The sequence below is a fragment of the Mycobacterium sp. DL99 genome, assembly GCF_004762045.1.
Lineage (GTDB): Bacteria > Actinomycetota > Actinomycetes > Mycobacteriales > Mycobacteriaceae > Mycobacterium.
In genome coordinates this window covers 2,266,681-2,287,020 of the sequence record NZ_SJOM01000007.1, presented here as the reverse complement: position 1 = coordinate 2,287,020, position 20,340 = coordinate 2,266,681, and the positions used below count along the sequence as shown (strand labels likewise).

Below are 20,340 nucleotides of genomic sequence, written 5' to 3'. Positions count from 1 at the left end.
TAGTCCACCACCGCTTCGCCTGGGTTAGCCTGCCTTCCAATGAGCGCATTCGTTGGCGACCCGGATAACGCCCTACCCCTGACCGGCGAGCGGACCATCCCCGGCCTGGCCGAGGAGAATTACTGGTTTCGCCGTCATGAGGTGGTGTATCAGCGATTGGCCGGCCGGTGCGTCGATCGCGAGGTCCTGGAGGCCGGCTGCGGTGAAGGCTACGGCGCCGACCTGATCGCCGACGTGGCGCGCCGCGTCGTCGCACTGGACTACGACGAGGCCACGGTGGCACACGTGCGGGCCCGCTACCCCCGGGTGGACATCCGGCACGGCAACCTGGCCGAGCTGCCCCTCGCGGACGAGTCCGTCGACGTCGTGGTGAATTTCCAGGTCATCGAGCACCTGTGGGATCAGGGTCAATTCGTCTCCGAGTGTTTCCGCGTGCTGCGGCCAGGTGGCGTATTCCTGGTCTCCACCCCCAACCGCATCACCTTCTCCCCCGGTCGCGACACCCCGCTCAACCCGTTCCACACCCGTGAGCTCAATGCCGCGGAGCTGACCGAACTGCTGCACGACGCCGGTTTCACCGTCGAGTCGATGCTCGGGGTGTTTCACGGCGCCGGGCTGGCCGAACTCGACGCGCGGCACGGCGGCTCGATCATCGAGGCACAGGTGCAGCGGGCCGTGGCCGACGCTCCGTGGCCCGAACAGCTGCTCGCCGACGTGGCCGCCGTCAGCATCGATGACTTCGATCTCACGTCCGCGAACGAACGCAACATTGACGACAGCCTGGACCTGGTCGCGATCGCGGTGCGGCCGTGACACATCCCGCTGCCGACCCCGAACCCGAACCTGTACCCCGGCCCGATGTCGCCGGCGATCCGGTTCCGGGGTTGTTCACGCTCGTCCTGCACACCCATCTGCCCTGGCTGGCCCATCACGGCCGATGGCCGGTCGGCGAGGAGTGGCTCTACCAGTCCTGGGCCGCGGCCTACCTGCCGTTGATGCGGGTGCTGCGCGGTCTGGCCGCAGAGGACCGCAGCCATCTGATCACGCTCGGCATGACGCCGGTGGTCACCGCGCAGCTCGATGACCCCTACTGCCTCACAGGCATGCATCACTGGCTGGCCAACTGGCAGCTGCGCGCCCAGGAGGCGACGACGCTGCGCGGTCAAGAAGCCTTGCAGCAGTTCGGGGTTCGCGAGTACGCCGAGGCCGGCGCGGCCATCGAGCAATTCACCACCCTTTGGCGGCACGGCGCCAGCGGGCTACTGCGCGAGCTGATCGATGCCGAGACCATCGAGCTGCTCGGCGGTCCCCTGTCGCACCCGTTCCAGCCCCTGCTCAACCCGCGACTGCGCGAGTTCGCACTGCGCGAAGGCCTGGCCGATGCGCAGCAGCGGTTCGGGCACACCCCGGTCGGAATCTGGGCGCCCGAATGCGCGTACGCGCCGGGCATGGAGACCGGATATGCCGCGGCCGGTGTCGGTCATTTCATGGTGGACGGCCCGTCGCTACACGGCGACACCTCCCTCGGCCGCCCGGTCGGTGACTCCGACGTGGTGGCCTTCGGGCGCGACCTGCAGGTCAGCTACCGCGTGTGGTCGCCGAAGTCCGGCTACCCCGGTCATGCCGCATACCGGGATTTCCACACCTACGACCACACCACGGGCCTCAAGCCGGCCCGGGTCACCGGCCGCAACGTCCCGTCCGAGGAGAAGGCTCCCTACGATCCGCAGCGCGCCGACCGTGCGATCGACGAGCACGTCGCCGACTTCGTCGAAGTGGTCCGCCGCCGGCTGGTCAGCGAGAGCGAGCGGATCGGCCGCCCGGCACATGTGGTGGCCGCGTTCGACACCGAACTGTTCGGGCACTGGTGGTACGAGGGCCCCGAGTGGCTGGGCCGGGTACTGCGGGCACTGCCGGCAGCCGGCGTGCAGGTGGGCACGCTGGCGGATGCCAAGGCCGGTGGATTCGTCGGCGACCCGGTCGAATTGCCGCCCAGTTCATGGGGTTCGGGCAAGAACTGGCAGGTCTGGAACGGCGAGAAGGTCACCGATCTGGTGCGGCTGAACAGCGAAGTGGTCGACGGTGCGCTGAGCACTGTGGACAAGGCGCTCACCCAGCATGCCGCGGTCGGTGCACCGACCCCGCGCGACCGGGTGGCCGATCAGATCCTGCGGGAGACGTTGCTGACCGTGTCCAGCGACTGGCCGTTCATGGTGAGCAAGGATTCGGCCGCCGATTACGCGCGCTACCGCGCCCATCTGCACGCCCACGCGACGCGCGAGATCTCCGATGCACTGGCCTCTGGCCGTCGCGACCACGCCGAGCGCCTCGCCGACGGATGGAACAAGGCGGACGGACTGTTCGGTGCCCTCGACGCCCGGCGTCTGCCAAAATGACCATCAACGCGAGCTTGCGTGTCTGCCGCCCGACACGCCACCAACCCTCAGCACTTTCCGCACACCGGCACGAAGGCACGCAGTCATGAAGATCCTGATGGTGTCATGGGAGTACCCGCCCGTAGTCGTCGGCGGTCTGGGCCGACACGTGCACCACCTGGCCACCGCGCTGGCCGAAGCCGGACACGAGATCGTGGTGCTCAGCCGCAGGCCCACCGACACCGATCCCAGCACGCACCCGTCCACCGACGAGGTCAGCGAGGGAGTACGGGTGGTGGCCGCCGCCCAGGATCCGCATGAGTTCGTGTTCGGCACGGACATGATGGCCTGGACCCTGGCCATGGGCCACGCCATGGTGCGCACCGGCCTTGCCGTCAAAGACAATTCGGGCGACCGCTGGGTGCCCGACCTCGTTCACGCCCACGACTGGCTGGTGGCCCATCCCGCCATCGCCCTGGCCGAATTCTTCGATGTGCCACTGGTTTCCACCATCCACGCCACCGAGGCGGGTCGGCACTCCGGCTGGGTTTCCGGCCCGATCAGCCGCCAGGTGCATGCCGTGGAATCCTGGCTGGTGCGCGAATCCGATTCGCTGATCACGTGTTCGGCCTCGATGAGCGATGAGATCACCGAGCTGTTCGGACCCGAGCTGTCCGAGATCAGGGTGATCCGGAATGGGATCGATGCCGATCTCTGGCCGTTCGCGCCGCGACGTCCCCGGCAGGGTCCACCCGAGTTGCTCTATCTCGGTCGTCTGGAATACGAGAAGGGTGTGCACGACGCGATCGCGGCCCTGCCCCGTATCCGGCGCGCACATCCCGGCACCACCCTGACCATCGCCGGCGATGGAACCCAGCAGCAGTGGCTTGTCGAGCAGGCCCGGAAGCACAAGGTGCTCAAGGCGACCCGGTTCGTCGGACGGCTCGGGCACGAGGAACTGCTGCAGGCCCTGCAGGCCGCCGACGCCGCGGTGCTGCCCAGCCACTACGAGCCGTTCGGCATCGTGGCACTGGAAGCCGCGGCCACCGGAACCCCGCTGGTGACCTCGAACGTCGGCGGCCTGGGCGAAGCGGTGATCGACGGCCAGACCGGAATGTCCTTTGCACCACGGGATGTGGTCGGGCTGGCCGCGGCGGTCCGCGCTGTGCTCGACGATCCCGAGGCCGCGCAGCGGCGGGCGATCGCCGCGCGCGAGCGGCTCAGCGCCGACTTCGACTGGCACACCGTGGCCGCCGAGACCAGCCAGGTCTATCTGGCCGCCAAACGTGCCGAGCGGGAGCCACATCCGCGCCGGCCGATCGTCGAGCACGCCCTGCCCGACCGCTGATTCGACCGGCGTCGAACCATTCCGCACCTAGCGTGCGGTTATGGCACCACAACGCTCGCCCATCCTCACGCTGATCGCCGCCTACCTCGGGCTGTTCGTCGGCCTGGTCGACGCGAACGCCGTCAACCTGGCGCTCCCCGCGATCGGCAGTGACCCGGCGGCGGGGTGACCGGTGCGCAATGGACCATCGACGCCTACAACGTCACGTTCGCGGCGTTTCTGCTGACCGCAGGATCGCTCGGTGACCGGTTCAGCCGGCGCCGGATGCTGCGGATCGGGTTGGTGGCACGGGCGGTTCAGGGACTGGGTGCGGCGATGATGCTGGCGCAGGGTCTGGCCATCGCCGCCCTGAGCGCCCGCTTCGGCATCGACTGGGCGGGTTGACGCGCGCGTTCGAGAATCGTCGATCCGCTGTCGGCGCCGCACTGACCAAGCACAATCGAGGCGTGGTCCAGATCCCCCGACATCTACGTACGGTCTGCGCTGCTTTCGTCGGCGCAACGCTCACACTCGGCCTGGCCGCACCGGCGACCGCCGAGCCCAACGGCACCGCGCCCTCACTGCCGGCGTTCGTGCCCCAACCCTCGGACTGGTCACCGAACTACACGGTGTTCCCCTACAACCTGTGGCAGGTGCGCGTCACTCCCGGGCAGATCGACGCCCAGCGCGAGTCCTGCCAGTGGTTCAACGCCCAATACGGCACGTTGATGAGTCAGATCGTGGGTTTCCAGAATTTCCTGGGCGGGCAGCACGACTATTGGACCGCACCCGGCGTGCAGGCCGCGGGCAACGCCGTGAAAGCCAACGTCGATCAGTCGGCGGCGTTCCTCGATCCCCGAGCTCACACCCTGTACATCACCAATTACCCCGACCAGAGCCAGTATTCACCGCTGTACAACGGTGATTCGATCTATCACCTGTGGTATCAGCTGACCCAGATCAGCGACAAGATCCAGAAACAGCAGCCGGCCGGGGTGATCAACGCCAACATCGCCACCGCGAATGTCTACGGGAACGTGATCCGCGATTCCGGAGTATGCAACGGGGCCTGAGCGGCCCGGTCAGTTGCTGTTGGCCGCCTTCTTGCGCTCGATGTCGGCCAGTGCCGCGGCGAGCTCGGCGCGCTCGGCGGCCGACGTCTCCCAGTCCAGCTTGCGGTTCTTGACCACCCTGGCCGGCGCCCCGACGGCAATCGAGAAATCGGGGATCTCACCCTTGACCACAGCGTGGGCGCCCAACACGCAGCCGCGGCCGATCGAGGTGTTGCGCAGGATGGTGACCTTGGCGGCGATCCAGGTGTCCGGGCCGATGCGCACCGGGCCCTTGATGATCCCCTGGTCCTTGATGGGCATGTCGATGTTGTCCATCTTGTGGTCGAAGTCGCACACGTAGCACCAGTCGGCCATCAGCGCGGAGTCGCCGAGCTCGATGTCGAGGTAGGTGTTGATGACGTTGTCGCGGCCCAGCACCACCTTGTCGCCGATACGCAGCGAGCCCTCGTGGCAGCGGATGGTGTTCTTGTCGCCGATGTGAACCCAGCGACCGATCTCCATCTGCGCCAGCTCCGGCGTGCACTGGATCTCCACACCCTTGCCGAGGAAGACCATGCCGCGAGTGATGATGTGCGGGTTGGCCAGCTTGAACTTCAACAGCCGCCAGTACCGCACCAGGTACCACGGGGTGTAGGCACGGTTGTCGATCACCCATTTCAGCGACGCCTTGGTCAGGAAGTCGGCCTGGCGCGGATCACGTAGCCGGGAGCCCCGCCAGCGTTTGTGAATCGGGGCGCCCCACATCGTCGTCATGGCCGGACAGCCTACGCGAGGCCAACAGGCGCGTTACCAGGTCCTGCCGCGCGGCCGGGTACCCTCACCTGGGCCACTCATACCTGCCCCATGCGTGTTCGGCGACGAAAGGACATCGTGTTCCGGCGATACCTTGCACTGGCGGTCGCGGTGCTGTTCACAGGCCTGCTCGCCGGTTGCGAGAACACCGATTCCTGGGTGGAAGCGCACGCCGCACAGGGCTGGTCAGCGCAGTACGGAGACGCCGCCAACAGCAGCTACATCCGATCCCGCGGCCCCGAGGCGCTCCGCCTGGAGTGGAGCCGGTCGGTCAAGGGTGAGCTGGGTGCCCAGGTGGCACTGAGCACGGATAATCGCCTGGCGGTCAACGCGCAGACCGCCGGGGGCTGTTCGTTGATGGTGTGGGAGGCCGACAACAACGCCCGCCAGCGCTGGTGCACGCGATTGGTGCTGGGCGGTGGCTGGTCCAGTCCCCTGTTCGACGGCTTCGACAACGTCTATGTCGGGCAGCCCGGCACCATCCTGTCCTTCCCGCCGACACAGTGGATCCGCTGGCGTCAACCGGTGATCGGCATGCCGACCACGCCCCGGCTCCTCGATGACGGCCAACTGCTGGTGGTCACCCATCTGGGCCAGGTGCTGGTGTTCGACGGGCACCGCGGCACGGTCGAGGGAACACCGCTGGATCTGGTTTCCGGTGTGGACCCGACCGATTCGCAGCGTGGTCTGGGCGACTGCCAGCCGGCCCGGTCGCGGTGCCCGGTGGCGGCCGCACCGGCCTTCTCCCATCAGGCCGGCCTCGTGGTGCTCAGTGTGTGGCAGCCCGGGGCCGAGGCGCCCGTGCTGATGGGGCTGCGCTACCACCCCGGCCAGGCCACTCTTCTGACCCAGGAATGGACCAGCAACGCCGTGGGCCGCGGACCGCTGGCCAGCCCGGTACTGTCCGCCGACGGTTCGACGGTGTACGTCAACGGCCGTGACCAGAAGCTGTGGGCACTCAACTCTGCCGACGGCTCGCCGAAATGGTCGGTGCCACTGAACTATCTGGCCCAGACCCCGCCATCCGTGTCGCCGGAAGGGCTGATCGTGGCCGGGGGCGGACCGGAGGCCAAGCTGACCGCGGTGCGCGATGCCGGAGACCACGGCGAGGTGGCCTGGACCCGGGACGATGTGGTCCCGCTGACCACATCGAGTCGCGCGGACGGTGTCGGCTACACGGTTGCCCGCGAGGGCGGACACGGCCAGACCCTGTTGGTGTTCGACACCTCCGACGGGCACACCCTCAATGCCTATCCCGTTCCGGAGGCCACCGGCTGGCCCGTCGGGGTATCGATCGGGAACGACCATCGGATCGTCACCGCGACCAGTGACGGCCAGGTGTACGGGTTCGCGCCGGCCTGATCACGCGTCAGGCGCGATCTCGCGCGTCAGGCCAGGAGTGCCGCCACGGCTGACCGCGGGACGTTGGCCTGGCTGGCTCCGGCGGCCTCCGGCAGCAGTTCGCCCTGCCCGAAGTAGAAGATCACCGAGTCGTCGGTGATCGCGAAGTTCTGGTAGTGCACCGGGTCCAGTCCGACGGTCGACGGGATCGCCAGTTCGACGCCGGACTGTTTCTGCAATTCGCGGTGGACGATCGGGAAGATCACGTCCAACGGCTTGGAGCCCGGCTTGAACAGGGTGTCGAAGGTGATCGGTGCCCGCGTGGCCACGTTGTAGTTGAACGTCTTGTACCAAGTCTGCGGGTGGGCGCCACCGACGTTCTGATACACCTCGAACACCAGGCTCTGGGTGCGGGCAGGCGTCCCGGAGCTGTAGGCGGTGCCCTTGGCGTCCAGGACGTAGGGCTGATCGCGTGAGCCGGGCATTCCCGACACGTTGACGAAGCCGTCGCGGGTCTGGATCAGGTAACCGGCAACAGCCTGCTGATCGGGGTACCCGAGCGGGAACGTGTAATCCAGTGTGTAGGTGGCATTCGCGGTGTGCACCTGACATATCTCGTCGCCGTCGACGGTTCCGCCGAGGTCGGCGCAGGCCGACTGCGCAGCTGCCACCGATATGCCGAGCCAGCCGAGCAGCGCACCGGCTGCCAGCAGCGCTGTCACAGGGGGAATTCGCATCGTCAGTCGTCCTCGCAGGCGATCAACTCACACCGGTTGAACCACCGGCGTGTTTGGGACCAGGTTACTTGGCGGTTATCGCGACGGGCGACAAATGAATGCCGTTGCCCGGCTGGCCGCCCCGGAACCGAGCCGCGCGATCACCACCGCCAGGTGCTCGGTGCCACGCAGCCGCATCCGGGCCCGCAACGCATCGGGATCCACGTCCAGGCCGCGAACCAGAATCTCCAGCGCCCCTACCGACCGGGCCGCCAGTGCGGCGCGCAACCGCCGCTCCTGGAAATGCAGCTGCTCGAGGACCTCGAAACCGCGCACCCCGGCGGGCAACTCGTCACCGGACAGGTAGGCGATATCGGGGTCGAGCTGCCACAGGCCGTGCCGCGCCGCATAGTGGCGCACCAACCCGGCACGCACCACCGCACCGTCGGGGTCGACGATCCAGCGCCCCGCCGGGGCCACGGAGCAGTCGTCGGGTTCGGCGTCGCTGATCTCTTCACGGGTTTCGAGCATGCTGGCCCGCCGGCGTACACCGGGTTCGGTCAGACCGGGCGACCACAGGCAGGCTTCGCGCACGCTGCCCCCGACCGAAGTCACCTCGATCTCACCGCCGAAACCCATCTCGGTGAGCGCGTCGAAATCGATTCCCGGAGCGCACTTCACCACGAGGTCCCGGTCGCGGTAGACGTCCAGGACCGCGTCGAGCGCCGGGGTATAGGCCCGTGGGTCGAAGCGGCGCCGTCCGCCCGACCGGCGGGCCGGATCGATGATCACCACCGTGTCGCGGGTGACCGGCGCCAGCGCGTCGGCACGGCACAGTGGGACAGCGGGACCGCCGTCATCAAGATTGTTTGCGGCCATCGCCAGCCGCACCGGATCGAGGTCGCTGCCGACCAGCTGTGCTGCGCAATCACGCAGTGCCACAAGCTCACTGCCGATCGAGCAGGTGGCATCGTGCACCCGGGCCCCGGCCAGCCGGCGGGCCCGATGCGCGGCCACCGGCGCGGCCGTGGCCTGTTGCAGCGCCTCGTCGGTGAACAGCCACTGCCCCGGGTCGTCGAACTTGGCCGCGGCCCGACGCCTCAGCTGTACGGTCTCCACCAGAATTCCGGCGTGATCACCGAATTGTGTTCGGACAGCGGCGATGTCGCTGACCAGGCTGGCCCCGGTGAGGCGGCGCCCGGCCACCTCATCCAGGGCCTGCGCTCCCGCCTGCGACCGCAGATATGCGACGTCGGCGGGATCGAACACTATGACGGCTTGACCCCGGTGACCATCACGTTGTAGAACCAGCCCTTGGGCACCACGCGGCGCCACACGTTGGAGTCGACCCAGCTCAGCGTGGTCCAGCTGTTGAACGCGAACTTGGCCCAGCCCCAGCCCAGACGCCCCGGCGGCACCGCGGCCTCGAAGGTGCGGACCGGCCAGCCGAGCATCGCCGCGGTGAATTCCTCGCTGGCGGTGCGCACTTCGACCGCACCGGCGTTGGTGGCCATCCGCTCCAGATCGGCCGGATCGAAGGTGTGCAGGTCGACGACGGCTTCCAGCGCCGCGGCGCGGGAGGACTCGTCGAGTTCGGCCTGGGGACGGCGCCAGCCGCTCAGCCAGGGCAGCTTGGTCAGGTTGGTGGTGGCGTGCCAAGTCAGGGTGGACAGCTCCCGGGCGTACTTGTTGCCGACCGTGGTGGGCTCACCGGCGAAGACGAAACGGCCGCCGGGCTTGAGCACCCGGACCACCTCACGCAGCGAGAGTTCGACGTCGGGGATGTGGTGCAGCACGGCGTGCCCGACCACCAGATCGAACGTGTTGTCCTCGTAGGGGATGCCCTCGGCGTCGGCGACCCGCCCGTCGATGTCCAGGCCGAGCGACTGACCGTTGCGGGTGGCGACCTTGACCATGCCCGGGGACAGATCGGTCACCGAACCGCGCCGCGCCACACCGGACTGGACCAGGTTGAGCAGGAAGAACCCGGTACCGCAGCCCAGCTCGAGGGCCCGGTCGTACGGCAGCTCGCGCTGCTCGGATTCGGGGACGATCGCGTCGAACCGGCCGCGGGCGTAGTCGATACACCGCTGGTCGTAGGAGATCGACCACTTCTCGTCGTAGGTCTCGGCTTCCCAGTCGTGGTAGAGCACCTGCGCGAGCTTGCTGTCGTGCATCGCGGCCTCGACCTGTTCGGCCGTGGCGTGCGGGTTAGGAGTCGGCATGCCAGCTACATCGACCGCCGCGTCAACGTCGGCGCCGGAATCCTTGATGTCAGTCATGCAGGGCAGCCTAACGGCCCGGGTGGGGTGGGCGTCAGGGCCGGTCCACCACTCCGTCGACGGCGGCCTTCGCCGCGGCCAACACGTCCACCGGATGGTCGACGAATCGCCGTGCCCAGGCCAGTGCCTCGTCATAGACGTGATCGGGTGCCACCATCTGGTCGATCAGCCCGAGTTCCAGCGCCTCCTCGGCGCCGACGAACCGGCCGCTGAACACGAGTTCCTTGGCCTTGCTGGCCCCGACGACCTTGGCCAGCCGCGCACCGCCGCCGGCGCGGGGCGCCAGACCGGCCAGGATCTCCGTTGCACCGAATTTGACGTTGTCGCCGCTGACCCGCCAATCGGCGGCCATCGCCAGGCTCAGCCCGCTGCCCAGCGCGTAGCCGGTGATCGCGGCCACCGTGGGCTTGGGGATGGCGGCCACGGCCTCGATGCACTGGCGTAGCGCAGCGTCGGCGGCGGCGGCCTCACCCGTGTTCAGCGTGCGCAGTTCGGGAACGTCATCGCCGGCGCAGAAGATCTCATGCCCGCCGAACAGGATCACCACCGAGATGTCGGTGCGCTCACCCAGCTCGTGGGCCGCCGCGATGATCTCGCGGTACATCTGCCGGGTCAGGGCATTGGTGGGTGGCCGCGACAGCATCAGGGTGCCGATACGGTCCTGCTCCGGCGCCGCCCCGGTGATCGCGTTGACGAACTCGTTCACTGAACCGATTCCCCGGCAGCTTCGCTGCTGCCCGCCGAACCCGATCCCTCGGCCGCCCCGCCGCGGCCCAGCGGGGCCCGGTGGTTCCTGGCCGCGTTGTACCGGCCGCTGTCGAAGAACTCGATCTGCCAGCTCCCCTCGCCGAGGGAGAGGTTGGGTTCGGTGGCGACGATCTTGCGTTCGGTCGCCAGCACGTCGGCGACCGAACGGCCGTGGAGGGAGTTGAGCTGGGTCCAGGTCGGCGGCAGCAGGAACGAGTTGCCCTGCTCGAAGTCGTCGAGACCGGCTTGCGGGGTGCTCCAGAACGCCCGGTCGGTCTCGGTGTTCTCGCCGTCGGCCCGCTGGCCCTCGGGCAGGGCACCGACGAAGAAGAACGTGTCGTAGCGGCGGGTGCGTTCCTCTTTGGGAGTGATCCAGTTGTCCCATGGCCGCAGCAGGTCGGCGCGCAGCACGAGTTTCTCGTCCCGCAGAAAATCGGCGAAGGACAGTGAGTGGTTGGCCAGGGCGGCCCGCGCCTCGCCGTACACAGAGGCGTCGGACACGATGCCCGGGTCGCCTGGTCCGCTGTGCGGCCCGGCGAACAACACGCCGGATTCCTCGAAGGTCTCGCGGGCCGCGGCGCATACCAGCGCCTCGGCCAGCCCGGTGTCCACGCCGAGCCGCTGTGCCCACCAGTCCGGTTCGGGTCCGAACCAGGCGATGTCGGCATTGCGGTCGCGGTCGTCGACTCCCCCGCCCGGGAACACCATCACCCCGGCGACGAACTCCATCGCCGCATGCCTACGCATCATGAAGACTTCGATATCCGGCGCACCTCCGCAATGCACATCGCGGACCAGCATCACCGTGGCCGCCGGCCGGGGCACCAGTGGATCGTCGGGGGTACTGCTGCTCATTCACGCCTCCTGTGCGCCGCTCGGGTCCTGGTTCGCCGGGCGAAGTAGCGCCCGTCGATCGTGTCCAGGGCGATCGACTGACCGAACGCCTTGGAGAGGTTCTCAGCAGTCAACACCTCGGTCAGCAGACCCGAGGCCACCGCCTTGCCCTCCGACAGGATCAGCGCGTGGCTGAACCCGACCGGAATCTCCTCGACATGATGGGTGACCAACACCATGGCCGGCGCATCGGGGTCGGCAGCCAGATCGGTCAACCGGGCTACCAGCTCCTCGCGGCCGCCCAGGTCGAGCCCGGCCGCCGGCTCGTCGAGCAGCAGAAGTTCGGGGTCGGTCATCAGTGACCGGGCGATCAGGACCCGTTTGCGTTCACCTTCCGACAGGGTCCCGTAGGTCCGTTCGGCAAGATGTTCGGCACCGACGCTTTCCAGCATGTCGATGGCCTGCGCGTAGTCGACGTCCTCGTAATCCTCGCGCCAGCGGCCCAGAACGGCGTAGCCCGCCGACACCACCAGGTCGCGCACCACCTCGGTGTCGGGGATCCGCTGGGACAGCGCCGAGCTGCTCAGGCCGACCCGGGCCCGCAGCTCGGACATGTCGGTGCGCCCGAGCCGTTCACCGAGCACGTAGGCGGTGCCTGATGACGGATGTTCGGTGGCGGCGGCGATCCGCAGCAGCGAGGTCTTGCCCGCCCCGTTGGGGCCGATCACCACCCAGCGTTCGTCGAGTTCGACGGCCCAGGTGATGGGCCCGACGAGGGTGTTGCCGCCACGCCGCAGGCTCACCCTGGCGAAGTCGATCAAGAGGTCGGGGTCGGTTCCGTCTTCGTCGTCGCCGATTGTCGAGTCGGTACGTTCCCCTGAGGCCACTCGCTCATCGTAGTGACCGGTTCCCGATCCGCCCGGGCACGTCCGCCGCTGAAATCGTGGAACAACAATGACCGTGGCATCAGCCGCAGGAACAGCTGCACGAGCGGCCCGATCCCGAACGCGTAGATGACGGTGCCGATCCCGACGGTGCCGCCCATCAGCCAGCCCACCGCCAGCACGGTCGCCTCAATTCCGGTGCGCACCAGACGCACCGACAACCCGGTGCGGGCGACGAGTCCGGTCATCAGGCCGTCCCGGGGTCCGGGGCCTAGGCCGGCGCCGATGTAGAGCACGGTGCTGATGGCGTTGAGCACGACGGCGCCGATCATCATCGCGATGCGCACCGGCATCGCCGACGGCGCGGGCAGGATGGCCAGCGTCGCGTCCACCATGACGGCGATGACGATGACGTTGGCGACGGTCCCGATCCCGGGCCGGTTCCGCAGCGGGATCCAGGCCAGCAGGACGACGACGCCGACGACGGCCGAGGCCATTCCGAGGGACAGCGGGGTGTGCCGGGTCAGGCCCTGGTGGAAGACGTCCCACGGATCGAGGCCGAGCCCGGCACGCACCATCATCGCCATCGACGCGCCGTAGCCGCACAGGCCGATCATGAGCAGGGCACCGCGTTTGAATGCGGTCCTCATGCGTGGTCAGGGAATCGGACGCGGATCGCGTCGAGCTCGCTGCGCACCCGGCGGGCGTCCACGTCGCGGTCTCCGGGGTAGTTGCCGGGGTCGTACATACGGCGGAGATTCTCCGCCAGTCGGGAAATCCAGTTCCGGGCCATGCACCCATGATCTCGACCATCTGGCTTGCCCTTCAATATCCAGTTGGCACATACTGGCCTCATTATGTCGATGGACATGGCGGCTAGAGCCCTCGACGTGGACCTGTTGGCCCGAGAACTGGGCAACTGGCGCACCTCCAGCCAAAGTGGCCCCGCCTATCTCGGCCTGGCCGACGCCATCCGGCTGCTCATCGTGGACGGCCGGGTCCCGGTCGGGTCACGCATTCCCAGCGAACGGGCGCTGGCCGAGTCGTTGCGGGTGTCGCGCACGACGGTCACCGCCGCCTTCGCCCAGTTGCGCGACGACGGCTACCTGCACGCCCGCCGCGGGGCCCGCAGCATCACCGCCCTGCCGGCCGCCGGCCACATCGGGCCCGACGCCACCACACCCACGGTCAGCCTGGCCGCCGCCGCCCTGTCCGCGCCCGGCACCGCTGTACTGGAGGCGTTCGCCGAAGCCGCTCGCGATATCGCACCGTATCTGCGCGAGCCCGGTCACGAACTGATGGGTGTCGGACCGCTTCGCGCGGCGATCGCCGAAAGATATTGCGCCCGAGGACTACCCACCGAACCGAGCCAGATCATGGTGACCAGCGGAGCCCAGCACGCGATCGGGCTGATCCTGGCCAGCCACACCCAGCCCGGCGACCGGGTACTCGTCGAGCAACCCACCTATCACGGCGCGCTGTCGGCGATCTCGACCGCGGGAGCGCGGGCGGTGCCGGTCGCACTCACCGGGGACGGCTGGGAGCTCGATGCCGTACAGGCCGCGCTGCGGCAGCTCGCCCCGAGCCTGGCTTACCTGGTTCCCGACAGTCACAACCCGACCGGTTTCACCATGCCCGCAGCGGAGCGAAAGCGGTTGGGGCAGATCATTTCCGACACGCGCACCCGCACCATCGTCGACGAATCGATCATCGACATGTGGATTGACGAGGCGCCTCCCGAACCGCTGGCGGCCTCGGTCCCCCGCAACGATCTGATGCTGACCGTCGGCTCGATGTCGAAATCGTTCTGGGGCGGTCTGCGGGTCGGCTGGATTCGCGCCGAGCGCGGCACACTGGCCACCATCGCCGCCATCCGGCCTTCGGTGGACCTCGGTACCCCGATCCTCGAACAACTCGCCGCGGCAAAGCTGCTCGAGATGCACGCCGAGGTACTACCGGAACGGCGCGAGATCCTGCGCGTCCGTCGGGAGTTCCTGGTGGCGCTGCTGGCCCGTGAGCTTCCGGACTGGCAGCCCGGGCACGGCCGCGGCGGGATGTCGCTGTGGGTGAAGCTGCCCGCGCCGATGAGCACCGCGTTGTCGGCCGCCGCGATGCGGCTGGGCCTGGATGTGCCCGCCGGCCCGCGGTTCGGGGTGGACGGCACGCTGGAACGGTTCATCCGGCTGCCCTATGCGCTCCCGGAATCCGAACTGGAAGACGCGGTGCACCTGCTGGTGCGGGCCTGGCACAGCATCACCGGCACGCTCAGCGCGCAACCGCAGACGCTGGTGGTCTAGTCAGCGATCAAGGCTGCTGCGACATCGCGTAGCACGTGCTGTAGTGCTCGATGGTGCACGGAATCCCATTCACCGTCGGCAGCTGGCCCGGCTGGTTCGTGATGTTGGTTCCCCCGGCGCTGGGCGCCATCACCGGCGGTGCCACTGCACCCATCCCGCCGCCGGACGAACCGGCCACGCACACACCCTCGAACTTTGTCTGCACCGTTCCCGACGGGCACCGCTTGGCCTCCGCCGGGGCCGCGACCGCCAACTGTCCCAGGACTGCCGCAACGGCGAACGCGCCAACCACGACCGTGTGCTTCAGGTTCGCCATGCCCACACCCTACTTCAGGGTGCCTGCCGGTTCACCCTTCCCGACGTCAGTCCTCGGGGATCTCGACGCGACGCAGCATGCCGTCCTGGGCGTCGGCGGCCTCGATCTCACCGCGGGTGACGCCGAGGATGAACAGCACGGTGTCCAGGTAGGGATGGCTCAGCGACGCGTCGGCGACCTCACGCAACGCAGGTTTGGCGTTGAAGGCGACGCCGAGGCCGGCTGCCGCCAGCATGTCGATGTCATTGGCCCCGTCCCCCACGGCCACGGTCTGTTCCATGGGCACGCCGACCTGCTGGGCGAAATCGCGCAGTGCCTTGGCTTTACCCGGTCGGTCGATGACCTGGCCGATGACCCGTCCGGTCAGCTTGCCGTCGACGACCTCCAGTTCGTTGGCCGCCACGTAGTCCAGCATGAGTTCGTGCGCCAGTGGCTCGATGACCTGGCGGAAACCGCCCGACACCACGCCGCAGTGAAAGCCGAGCCGCCGCAGGGTCCGGATGGTTGTCCGGGCGCCGGGCGTCAACTCCACCTGTTCGGCGACATCGTCGAGCACCGAGGCCGGCAAACCGGCCAGGGTCGCGACCCGGCGGTGCAGCGATTCGGCAAAATCCAGTTCGCCGCGCATCGCGGCTTCCGTCACGGCGGCCACCTGGGCTTCCATGCCGGCCCGGGCGGCCAGCATCTCGATGACCTCGCCCTGGATCAGCGTGGAGTCGACGTCGAAGACGATGAGCCGCTTGGCCCGCCGTGCCAGGCTGTAATCCTCGAGCGCGATGTCGACACCTTCGTCGACCGCCACCTGGGCCAACGCCGTTTGCAGCTGGCTGTAAGCGGCCCCCGCAGGCACCGACACACGGAGTTCCAGGCCCGTCACCGGGTAGTCGGACACCCCGCGGATCGTGTCGATGTTGACGCCCAGACCTGCGACCGCACGGGCCACCACGCTGAACGACTCGGCAGTGATCGGACGGCCCAGCACCACGATCGTGTGGGTCGACGGCTCGCGCATGACAGGCATGTCGTCACTGCGCTCGATCGTGACGTCCAGGCCGAGCCGGTGGATCGCCGTCTCGACGTCACTGCGCAGCGCATCGCCGTCGACCAACTCGACCGGTGCCGCGACCAGCACACCCAAGGTGAGCCGGCCGCGGACCACGACCTGTTCGACGTTGCGGAGATCCACCTGATGGCGGGCGAGCACCTCGAACAGCGCCGATGTGACACCGGGCTGATCGACTCCGGTGACGGTGATCAGTACTGACGAGCGCTCTCGTGGAGCACCGGTCATCGAAACATCCTCGACGTGCTCACCCCCGGATGCTGCCACCCGTCAGCTGGAGCGGTCCGCAGACTCGAGCTCTGGGTGATGTGCGCGGCCCACGTGGGCCTCGGCGCGCATCCGCTCGACCATGTGCGGGTAGTGCAGCTCGAACGCCGGTCGCTCCGAACGGATTCGGGGCAGCTCGGTGAAGTTGTGCCGCGGCGGCGGGCAGGAGGTCGCCCACTCCAGCGAGTTGCCGTAACCCCAGGGGTCATCGACCGTCACCGGCTCGCCGTAGCGCCAGCTCTTGAACACGTTCCACACGAACGGCAGGGTCGAGATGCCCAGGACGAAGGCACCGATCGTGGAGACGACGTTGAGCGTGGTGAAGCCGTCGCTGGGCAGGTAGTCGGCGTAGCGGCGCGGCATGCCCTCGTTACCGACCCAGTGCTGCACCAGGAAGGTGAGGTGGAAGCCGATGAAGGTCAGCCAGAAGTGCAGCTTGCCCAGGCGCTCGTCGAGCAGACGTCCGGTCATCTTCGGGAACCAGAAGTAGATGCCCGCGTAGGTGGCGAAGACGATGGTGCCGAAGAGCACGTAGTGGAAGTGCGCGATGACGAAGTAGCTGTCGGTGACGTGGAAGTCGATCGGCGGGCTGGCCAGCAGCACGCCCGACAGGCCGCCCAGCAGGAAGGTGATCAGGAAGCCGACCGAGAACAGCATCGGCGTCTCGAACGTCAACTGGCCCTTCCACATTGTTCCGATCCAGTTGAAGAACTTGATGCCGGTCGGGACCGCGATCAGGAACGTCATGAAGGAGAAGAACGGCAGCAGGACCGCGCCGGTGGCGTACATGTGGTGAGCCCACACCGCGATCGACAGGGCCGCAATGCTGATGGTCGCGTAGATCAGCGTGGTGTAACCGAAGATCGGCTTGCGGCTGAACACCGGGAAGATCTCGGACACGATGCCGAAGAACGGCAGCGCGATGATGTACACCTCGGGGTGACCGAAGAACCAGAACAGGTGCTGCCACAACAGGACACCACCGTTGGACGGGTCGTAGATGTGTGCGCCCAGGTGGCGGTCGGCGGCCAGACCGAACAGCGCGGCGGTCAGGATCGGGAACGCGATCAGCACCAGGATCGAGGTCACCAGGATGTTCCAGGTGAACACCGGCATGCGGAACATCGTCATACCGGGCGCACGCATGCAGACCACGGTGGTGATCATGTTGACGCCACCGAGGATGGTGCCCAGACCACCGACGGCCAGACCCAGGATCCACAGGTCACCGCCGGCACCCGGCGAGTGGATGGCGTCGGTCAGCGGCGAGTAGGCCGTCCAACCGAAGTCCGCGGCACCGCCCGGCGTGATGAAGCCGCCCAGGGCGATCAGCGCGCCGAACAGGAACAGCCAGAACGACAGCGCGTTCAGTCGCGGGAACGCCACGTCGGGCGCGCCGATCTGCAGCGGGAGCACCAGGTTGGCGAACCCGAACACGATCGGGGTGGCATAGAACAGCAGCATCACCGTGCCGTGCATGGTGAACAGCTGGTTGAACTGCTCATTGCTCAGGAACTGCAACCCAGGCATCGCCAGCTCGGTACGCATGAACAGCGCCATCAGACCGCCGATGAAGAAGAAGGCGAAGCAGACGACGCAGTACATGATGCCGATCAACTTGTGATCGGTCGTCGTGATGAGCTTGTAGATCAGGTTGCCCTTGGGGCCCATCCGTTCCGGAAAAGGACGACGTGCCTCGAGTTCTCCGATTGGGGGCGCTTCGGCTACCAAGAGATCCTCCAAAGATTCGTCGGGAAATCCCGCATATCGACCTGAATCCTAACGCTCCCGGCGGCCTGTGCGCCCGTGGGTCCTACAAACCGTCGTACTGAGTCGCTCCCTGGAGTCGCGACTTTCAGCCGCGAGGCCCTGACCAGCGATAAGACGATGAATGCTACCGTCGCCCGGTGCTGACCAACCGACCCCGCGCCACCGTCGCGGTGATCGCCGCGGCCGCGACACTCGCCAGTGGGTGCGGCTCTGCCGAGCAGACGCAACAGGCGCAGACGTCGATGACCACCAGTGTCACCAAGATCGCCGACGCCGGCGTGCTGGGTAATCAGCGCCGCCCCGACGAATCCTGCGCGGCCGAGCCGGCCGCCGCCGATCAGTCGGCACGAGAGGTCCGCAACGCGCGCGCCGAAGGTGCCGATATTCCGGAGTCCACCGAGGTGCGTGGCGACCCGCAGCGCATCGTCGCGCTGTCCGGGGACCAACTGGATGCGCTGTGCGCGCTGGGCCTGCAGTCGCGCATCGTCGCGGCGGCACTTCCGGATGGTTCGTCCGAGCAGCCCTCCTATCTGGGGGCCGTCGTGCACGGGGTCGCCCCGGCAGGTTCCCGGAACGCGCCGGACCTCGAGGCCATCAAGTCGGCCAACCCGGAGCTGATCCTCGGTTCCGCGAGCCTCACCCCTGCATCGTTCGGCGCGCTGTCGGCGATTGCCCCGACCGTGTTCACCGGGGCGCCCGGGGCCGCCTGGCGCGACACACTGCGCGCGGTGGGTGAGGCGACAGGTCGCCGGGACGCCGCGGCCGACCTGATCGCGAAGTTCGACGACGCCGCCCGCGATACCGGCGCGCAGAACGACGCCGGGCATTTCCAGGCGTCGGTGGTGCAACTGACCGAGAACAGTGTCCGGGTGTATGGCGCCGACACCTTCGCTGGCAGCGTACTGGCCGCGGTGGGATTGGATCGCCCTGCCGCGCAACGGTTTACCGACAAACCCTACGAGGAGCTCGGCACCGCCGACGCCGATTACCGCAGCGCCGATGCGGATATCGTCTACGTCTCGTTCGCGTCCGCGGCAGCCAAGGACAACGCACCCAAGATCCTGGAAAGCCCGGCCTGGCGGGCCCTGTCGGCGGCCAAGGACAACCGGGTGTTCGTGGTGAACAACGAGGTCTGGCAGACCGGGCAGAACATCGTGGCCGCCCGCGGCATCCTTGATGACCTGCGCTGGGTGAACGCCCCGATCAACTGATCCGGCCGTCGACTCCGTACACGGCCTGTTGGCCGAATTGGCCGGTGGCCAGCGACCCGTCGGGTAGCACCAGTTCCCCGGCCTGCATGCGGCGGCGCAGATACGTGAAGGTCTGCGCGGTCTGGGCGAACAGATGCTCACCGGCTCGCAGCGCCGGACGCCGCGAGCCGTCGCCCGTGACGAACCGGGGCAGCGGTTTCACCTCGGTGTGATAGTCGACGTTGAAGAACAGCGGGAACGAATAGCGCTCCTGCGCGACTCGGCGCACCCGGTGACTGGTCGCCACGAATGTTCCGTTGGTCCACAGTTCGAGCAGATCGCCGATGTTGACGACGAACGTCCCGTCCAGCGGCGGCACATCGATCCACTCGCCGGCGCCATTGAGCACCTCCAGGCCGGGCGCGGTGGGTTTGAGCAGCGTGAAGCACTCGTAGTCCGTATGCGCGCCGATGCCCTGTCCGTCCTGCGCGTCCGCGTTGTACGGGTAGTGCATCAACCGCAGTTGGCTGGGCGTTTTCGTGGTGTGCCGGGAGAACACCTCGGGGTCCTCCCCCAGCGCCACCGCGAACGCCCACAACAGTTGCCGGCCAACATCGATCGCAGCCTGGTAGTACGCCGTCACCGCTTCGGCGAATCCGGGGAGTTCGGGCCAGGTGTTCGGTCCGAGCATCGGGTTGCCCGCCAGATGGTCGGGGTCGTCGGCCGGCAGGTCCAGTGCGGTGTCGAAGGCTTCCTTCAGGTCGGGCGGGCTGTCGGATTCGAGACCTTCCTCCCCTACCGGGACGTAACCGCGGTGACACTGGGACAGCCCGATGTAGCTGCGCATCTTCTCCTCCATCGGCAGGGCGAAGAACTGCTTGGTGACAGCGAGCATCCGGTCGAATACCGCTTCCTCGATGCCGGATCCGCTGATGTAGAAGAAGCCGACCTCTCGGGCCGCCGTGCCGATCTCGGCCGCGACCCGTTCCCGCTCGTCACGCCGCGCCGAACGCAGCCCACTGATGTCGACGATCGGCACGGACATGAACGCCGCCAACGATGATGT

The 20,340-nt window shown here is 67.8% G+C and carries 22 protein-coding genes; 9 read left to right on the top strand and 13 right to left on the bottom strand.

Translation table 11 applies throughout. The features are described 5' to 3' along the window. The first annotated feature begins 39 nt into the window (after positions 1–39). The 6 genes from EYZ64_RS11495 to EYZ64_RS11475 all read left to right on the top strand — a co-directional run bounded on the left by EYZ64_RS11495 (position 40) and on the right by EYZ64_RS11475 (position 4,775). Complete coding sequence (locus EYZ64_RS11495) at positions 40–813, top strand: class I SAM-dependent methyltransferase (protein ID WP_135453545.1); 774 nt, start codon at positions 40–42, stop codon at positions 811–813. After that, positions 810–2,396, top strand: a complete 1,587-nt coding sequence (locus EYZ64_RS11490) for a 1,4-alpha-glucan branching protein domain-containing protein (protein ID WP_135453544.1) — start codon at positions 810–812, stop codon at positions 2,394–2,396. Before EYZ64_RS11495 ends, EYZ64_RS11490 begins: the two co-directional genes overlap by 4 nt. A gap of 85 nt (positions 2,397–2,481) precedes the next feature. Next, positions 2,482–3,723 carry a glycosyltransferase family 4 protein gene (locus EYZ64_RS11485; protein WP_135453543.1) on the top strand — a complete coding sequence of 414 codons (1,242 nt, stop codon included), beginning with the start codon at positions 2,482–2,484 and terminating at the stop codon, positions 3,721–3,723. Between the two features lie 40 nt (positions 3,724–3,763). Next, positions 3,764–3,892: a hypothetical protein gene (locus tag EYZ64_RS32410; protein WP_286174791.1), complete on the top strand. Its 129-nt coding sequence runs from the start codon at positions 3,764–3,766 to the stop codon at positions 3,890–3,892. Further along, on the top strand, positions 3,889–4,107 hold the full coding sequence (locus EYZ64_RS32405) for a hypothetical protein (protein ID WP_286174789.1): 219 nt from the start codon (positions 3,889–3,891) through the stop codon (positions 4,105–4,107). Before EYZ64_RS32410 ends, EYZ64_RS32405 begins: the two co-directional genes overlap by 4 nt. Positions 4,108–4,178: 71 nt before the next feature. Continuing rightward, entirely contained in the window at positions 4,179–4,775 is a 597-nt protein-coding gene (locus EYZ64_RS11475) for a hypothetical protein (protein ID WP_135459952.1), read from the top strand. Positions 4,776–4,784: 9 nt separating this feature from the next. Here EYZ64_RS11475 and EYZ64_RS11470 read toward each other — a convergent pair whose 3' ends face one another. Then, a complete protein-coding gene (locus tag EYZ64_RS11470) occupies positions 4,785–5,528 on the bottom strand; it encodes an acyltransferase (protein ID WP_135453542.1) in 744 nt (247 codons plus the stop codon). A 117-nt stretch (positions 5,529–5,645) separates the two neighbouring features. Between EYZ64_RS11470 and EYZ64_RS11465 the strand changes: the two genes are divergently transcribed. Beyond that, entirely contained in the window at positions 5,646–6,929 is a 1,284-nt protein-coding gene (locus EYZ64_RS11465; RefSeq protein WP_135459951.1) for an outer membrane protein assembly factor BamB family protein, read from the top strand. Between the two features lie 26 nt (positions 6,930–6,955). Here the strand turns inward: EYZ64_RS11465 and EYZ64_RS11460 are convergent, their stop codons facing one another. The 8 genes from EYZ64_RS11460 to EYZ64_RS32020 form a co-directional block, all read right to left on the bottom strand. Next, on the bottom strand, positions 6,956–7,645 hold the full coding sequence (locus EYZ64_RS11460; RefSeq protein ID WP_135453541.1) for an esterase: 690 nt from the start codon (positions 7,643–7,645) through the stop codon (positions 6,956–6,958). Positions 7,646–7,720: 75 nt separating this feature from the next. After that, on the bottom strand, positions 7,721–8,893 hold the full coding sequence (locus tag EYZ64_RS11455) for a THUMP-like domain-containing protein (protein WP_450068687.1): 1,173 nt from the start codon (positions 8,891–8,893) through the stop codon (positions 7,721–7,723). Further along, entirely contained in the window at positions 8,893–9,849 is a 957-nt protein-coding gene (locus EYZ64_RS11450) for a class I SAM-dependent methyltransferase (RefSeq protein WP_135459949.1), read from the bottom strand. The genes EYZ64_RS11455 and EYZ64_RS11450 overlap by 1 nt, the downstream gene beginning before the upstream one ends. Before the next feature lie 91 nt (positions 9,850–9,940). Beyond that, a complete protein-coding gene (locus tag EYZ64_RS11445; protein ID WP_450069241.1) occupies positions 9,941–10,621 on the bottom strand; it encodes an enoyl-CoA hydratase in 681 nt (226 codons plus the stop codon). Beyond that, complete coding sequence (locus EYZ64_RS11440) at positions 10,609–11,508, bottom strand: NUDIX hydrolase (protein WP_167857787.1); 900 nt, start codon at positions 11,506–11,508, stop codon at positions 10,609–10,611. Before EYZ64_RS11440 ends, EYZ64_RS11445 begins: the two co-directional genes overlap by 13 nt. Further along, positions 11,505–12,374, bottom strand: a complete 870-nt coding sequence (locus tag EYZ64_RS11435) for an ABC transporter ATP-binding protein (protein ID WP_502702956.1) — start codon at positions 12,372–12,374, stop codon at positions 11,505–11,507. The genes EYZ64_RS11440 and EYZ64_RS11435 overlap by 4 nt, the downstream gene beginning before the upstream one ends. Beyond that, complete coding sequence (gene yczE / locus EYZ64_RS11430) at positions 12,305–13,021, bottom strand: membrane protein YczE (RefSeq protein ID WP_135453539.1); 717 nt, start codon at positions 13,019–13,021, stop codon at positions 12,305–12,307. Before yczE ends, EYZ64_RS11435 begins: the two co-directional genes overlap by 70 nt. Continuing rightward, positions 13,018–13,164 (bottom strand): hypothetical protein, encoded by a 147-nt coding sequence (locus EYZ64_RS32020; protein ID WP_167857786.1) that lies wholly within the window; start codon positions 13,162–13,164, stop codon positions 13,018–13,020. The genes yczE and EYZ64_RS32020 overlap by 4 nt, the downstream gene beginning before the upstream one ends. A 64-nt stretch (positions 13,165–13,228) precedes the next feature. Here EYZ64_RS32020 and yczR point away from each other — a divergent pair, with 64 nt between their 5' ends. Beyond that, the gene (yczR, locus tag EYZ64_RS11425) at positions 13,229–14,668 is read left to right on the top strand and encodes a MocR-like transcription factor YczR (protein ID WP_135453538.1); all 1,440 of its coding nucleotides are present in this window, start codon (positions 13,229–13,231) and stop codon (positions 14,666–14,668) included. A gap of 7 nt (positions 14,669–14,675) precedes the next feature. On the opposite strand, the gene EYZ64_RS11420 is transcribed toward yczR, so the two are convergent. Genes EYZ64_RS11420 through ctaD form a run of 3 tightly spaced genes read right to left on the bottom strand, consistent with a single transcriptional unit; the run spans position 14,676 to position 18,045 of the window. After that, the gene (locus EYZ64_RS11420) at positions 14,676–14,984 is read right to left on the bottom strand and encodes a hypothetical protein (protein ID WP_036439478.1); all 309 of its coding nucleotides are present in this window, start codon (positions 14,982–14,984) and stop codon (positions 14,676–14,678) included. Between the two features lie 46 nt (positions 14,985–15,030). Further along, the gene (serB, locus tag EYZ64_RS11415) at positions 15,031–16,275 is read right to left on the bottom strand and encodes a phosphoserine phosphatase SerB (protein WP_135453537.1); all 1,245 of its coding nucleotides are present in this window, start codon (positions 16,273–16,275) and stop codon (positions 15,031–15,033) included. 42 nt (positions 16,276–16,317) lie between these two features. Then, positions 16,318–18,045 (bottom strand): aa3-type cytochrome oxidase subunit I, encoded by a 1,728-nt coding sequence (gene ctaD, locus EYZ64_RS11410; RefSeq protein ID WP_135453536.1) that lies wholly within the window; start codon positions 18,043–18,045, stop codon positions 16,318–16,320. A gap of 176 nt (positions 18,046–18,221) precedes the next feature. On the opposite strand from ctaD, the gene EYZ64_RS11405 reads away from it, so the two are divergent. Next, positions 18,222–19,295 (top strand): iron-siderophore ABC transporter substrate-binding protein, encoded by a 1,074-nt coding sequence (locus EYZ64_RS11405; RefSeq protein ID WP_135453535.1) that lies wholly within the window; start codon positions 18,222–18,224, stop codon positions 19,293–19,295. Here EYZ64_RS11405 and EYZ64_RS11400 read toward each other — a convergent pair. Continuing rightward, entirely contained in the window at positions 19,288–20,319 is a 1,032-nt protein-coding gene (locus tag EYZ64_RS11400) for an isopenicillin N synthase family dioxygenase (RefSeq protein ID WP_135459947.1), read from the bottom strand. The two genes, EYZ64_RS11405 and EYZ64_RS11400, sit on opposite strands and share 8 nt — an antisense overlap. Positions 20,320–20,340 lie beyond the last annotated feature (21 nt).

Coding starts and splice junctions, on each gene's coding strand:
- EYZ64_RS11495 (WP_135453545.1), top strand. CDS start 40: ATGAGCGCATTCGTTGGCGACCCGGATAACGCCCTACCCCTGACCGGC.
- EYZ64_RS11485 (WP_135453543.1), top strand. CDS start 2,482: ATGAAGATCCTGATGGTGTCATGGGAGTACCCGCCCGTAGTCGTCGGC.
- EYZ64_RS32410 (WP_286174791.1), top strand. CDS start 3,764: ATGGCACCACAACGCTCGCCCATCCTCACGCTGATCGCCGCCTACCTC.
- EYZ64_RS11470 (WP_135453542.1), bottom strand. CDS start 5,528: ATGACGACGATGTGGGGCGCCCCGATTCACAAACGCTGGCGGGGCTCC.
- EYZ64_RS11460 (WP_135453541.1), bottom strand. CDS start 7,645: ATGCGAATTCCCCCTGTGACAGCGCTGCTGGCAGCCGGTGCGCTGCTC.
- EYZ64_RS11450 (WP_135459949.1), bottom strand. CDS start 9,849: ATGCCGACTCCTAACCCGCACGCCACGGCCGAACAGGTCGAGGCCGCG.
- EYZ64_RS11440 (WP_167857787.1), bottom strand. CDS start 11,508: ATGAGCAGCAGTACCCCCGACGATCCACTGGTGCCCCGGCCGGCGGCC.
- yczE (WP_135453539.1), bottom strand. CDS start 13,021: ATGAGGACCGCATTCAAACGCGGTGCCCTGCTCATGATCGGCCTGTGC.
- EYZ64_RS32020 (WP_167857786.1), bottom strand. CDS start 13,164: ATGGCCCGGAACTGGATTTCCCGACTGGCGGAGAATCTCCGCCGTATG.
- yczR (WP_135453538.1), top strand. CDS start 13,229: ATGTCGATGGACATGGCGGCTAGAGCCCTCGACGTGGACCTGTTGGCC.
- EYZ64_RS11420 (WP_036439478.1), bottom strand. CDS start 14,984: ATGGCGAACCTGAAGCACACGGTCGTGGTTGGCGCGTTCGCCGTTGCG.
- serB (WP_135453537.1), bottom strand. CDS start 16,275: ATGACCGGTGCTCCACGAGAGCGCTCGTCAGTACTGATCACCGTCACC.
- EYZ64_RS11400 (WP_135459947.1), bottom strand. CDS start 20,319: ATGTCCGTGCCGATCGTCGACATCAGTGGGCTGCGTTCGGCGCGGCGT.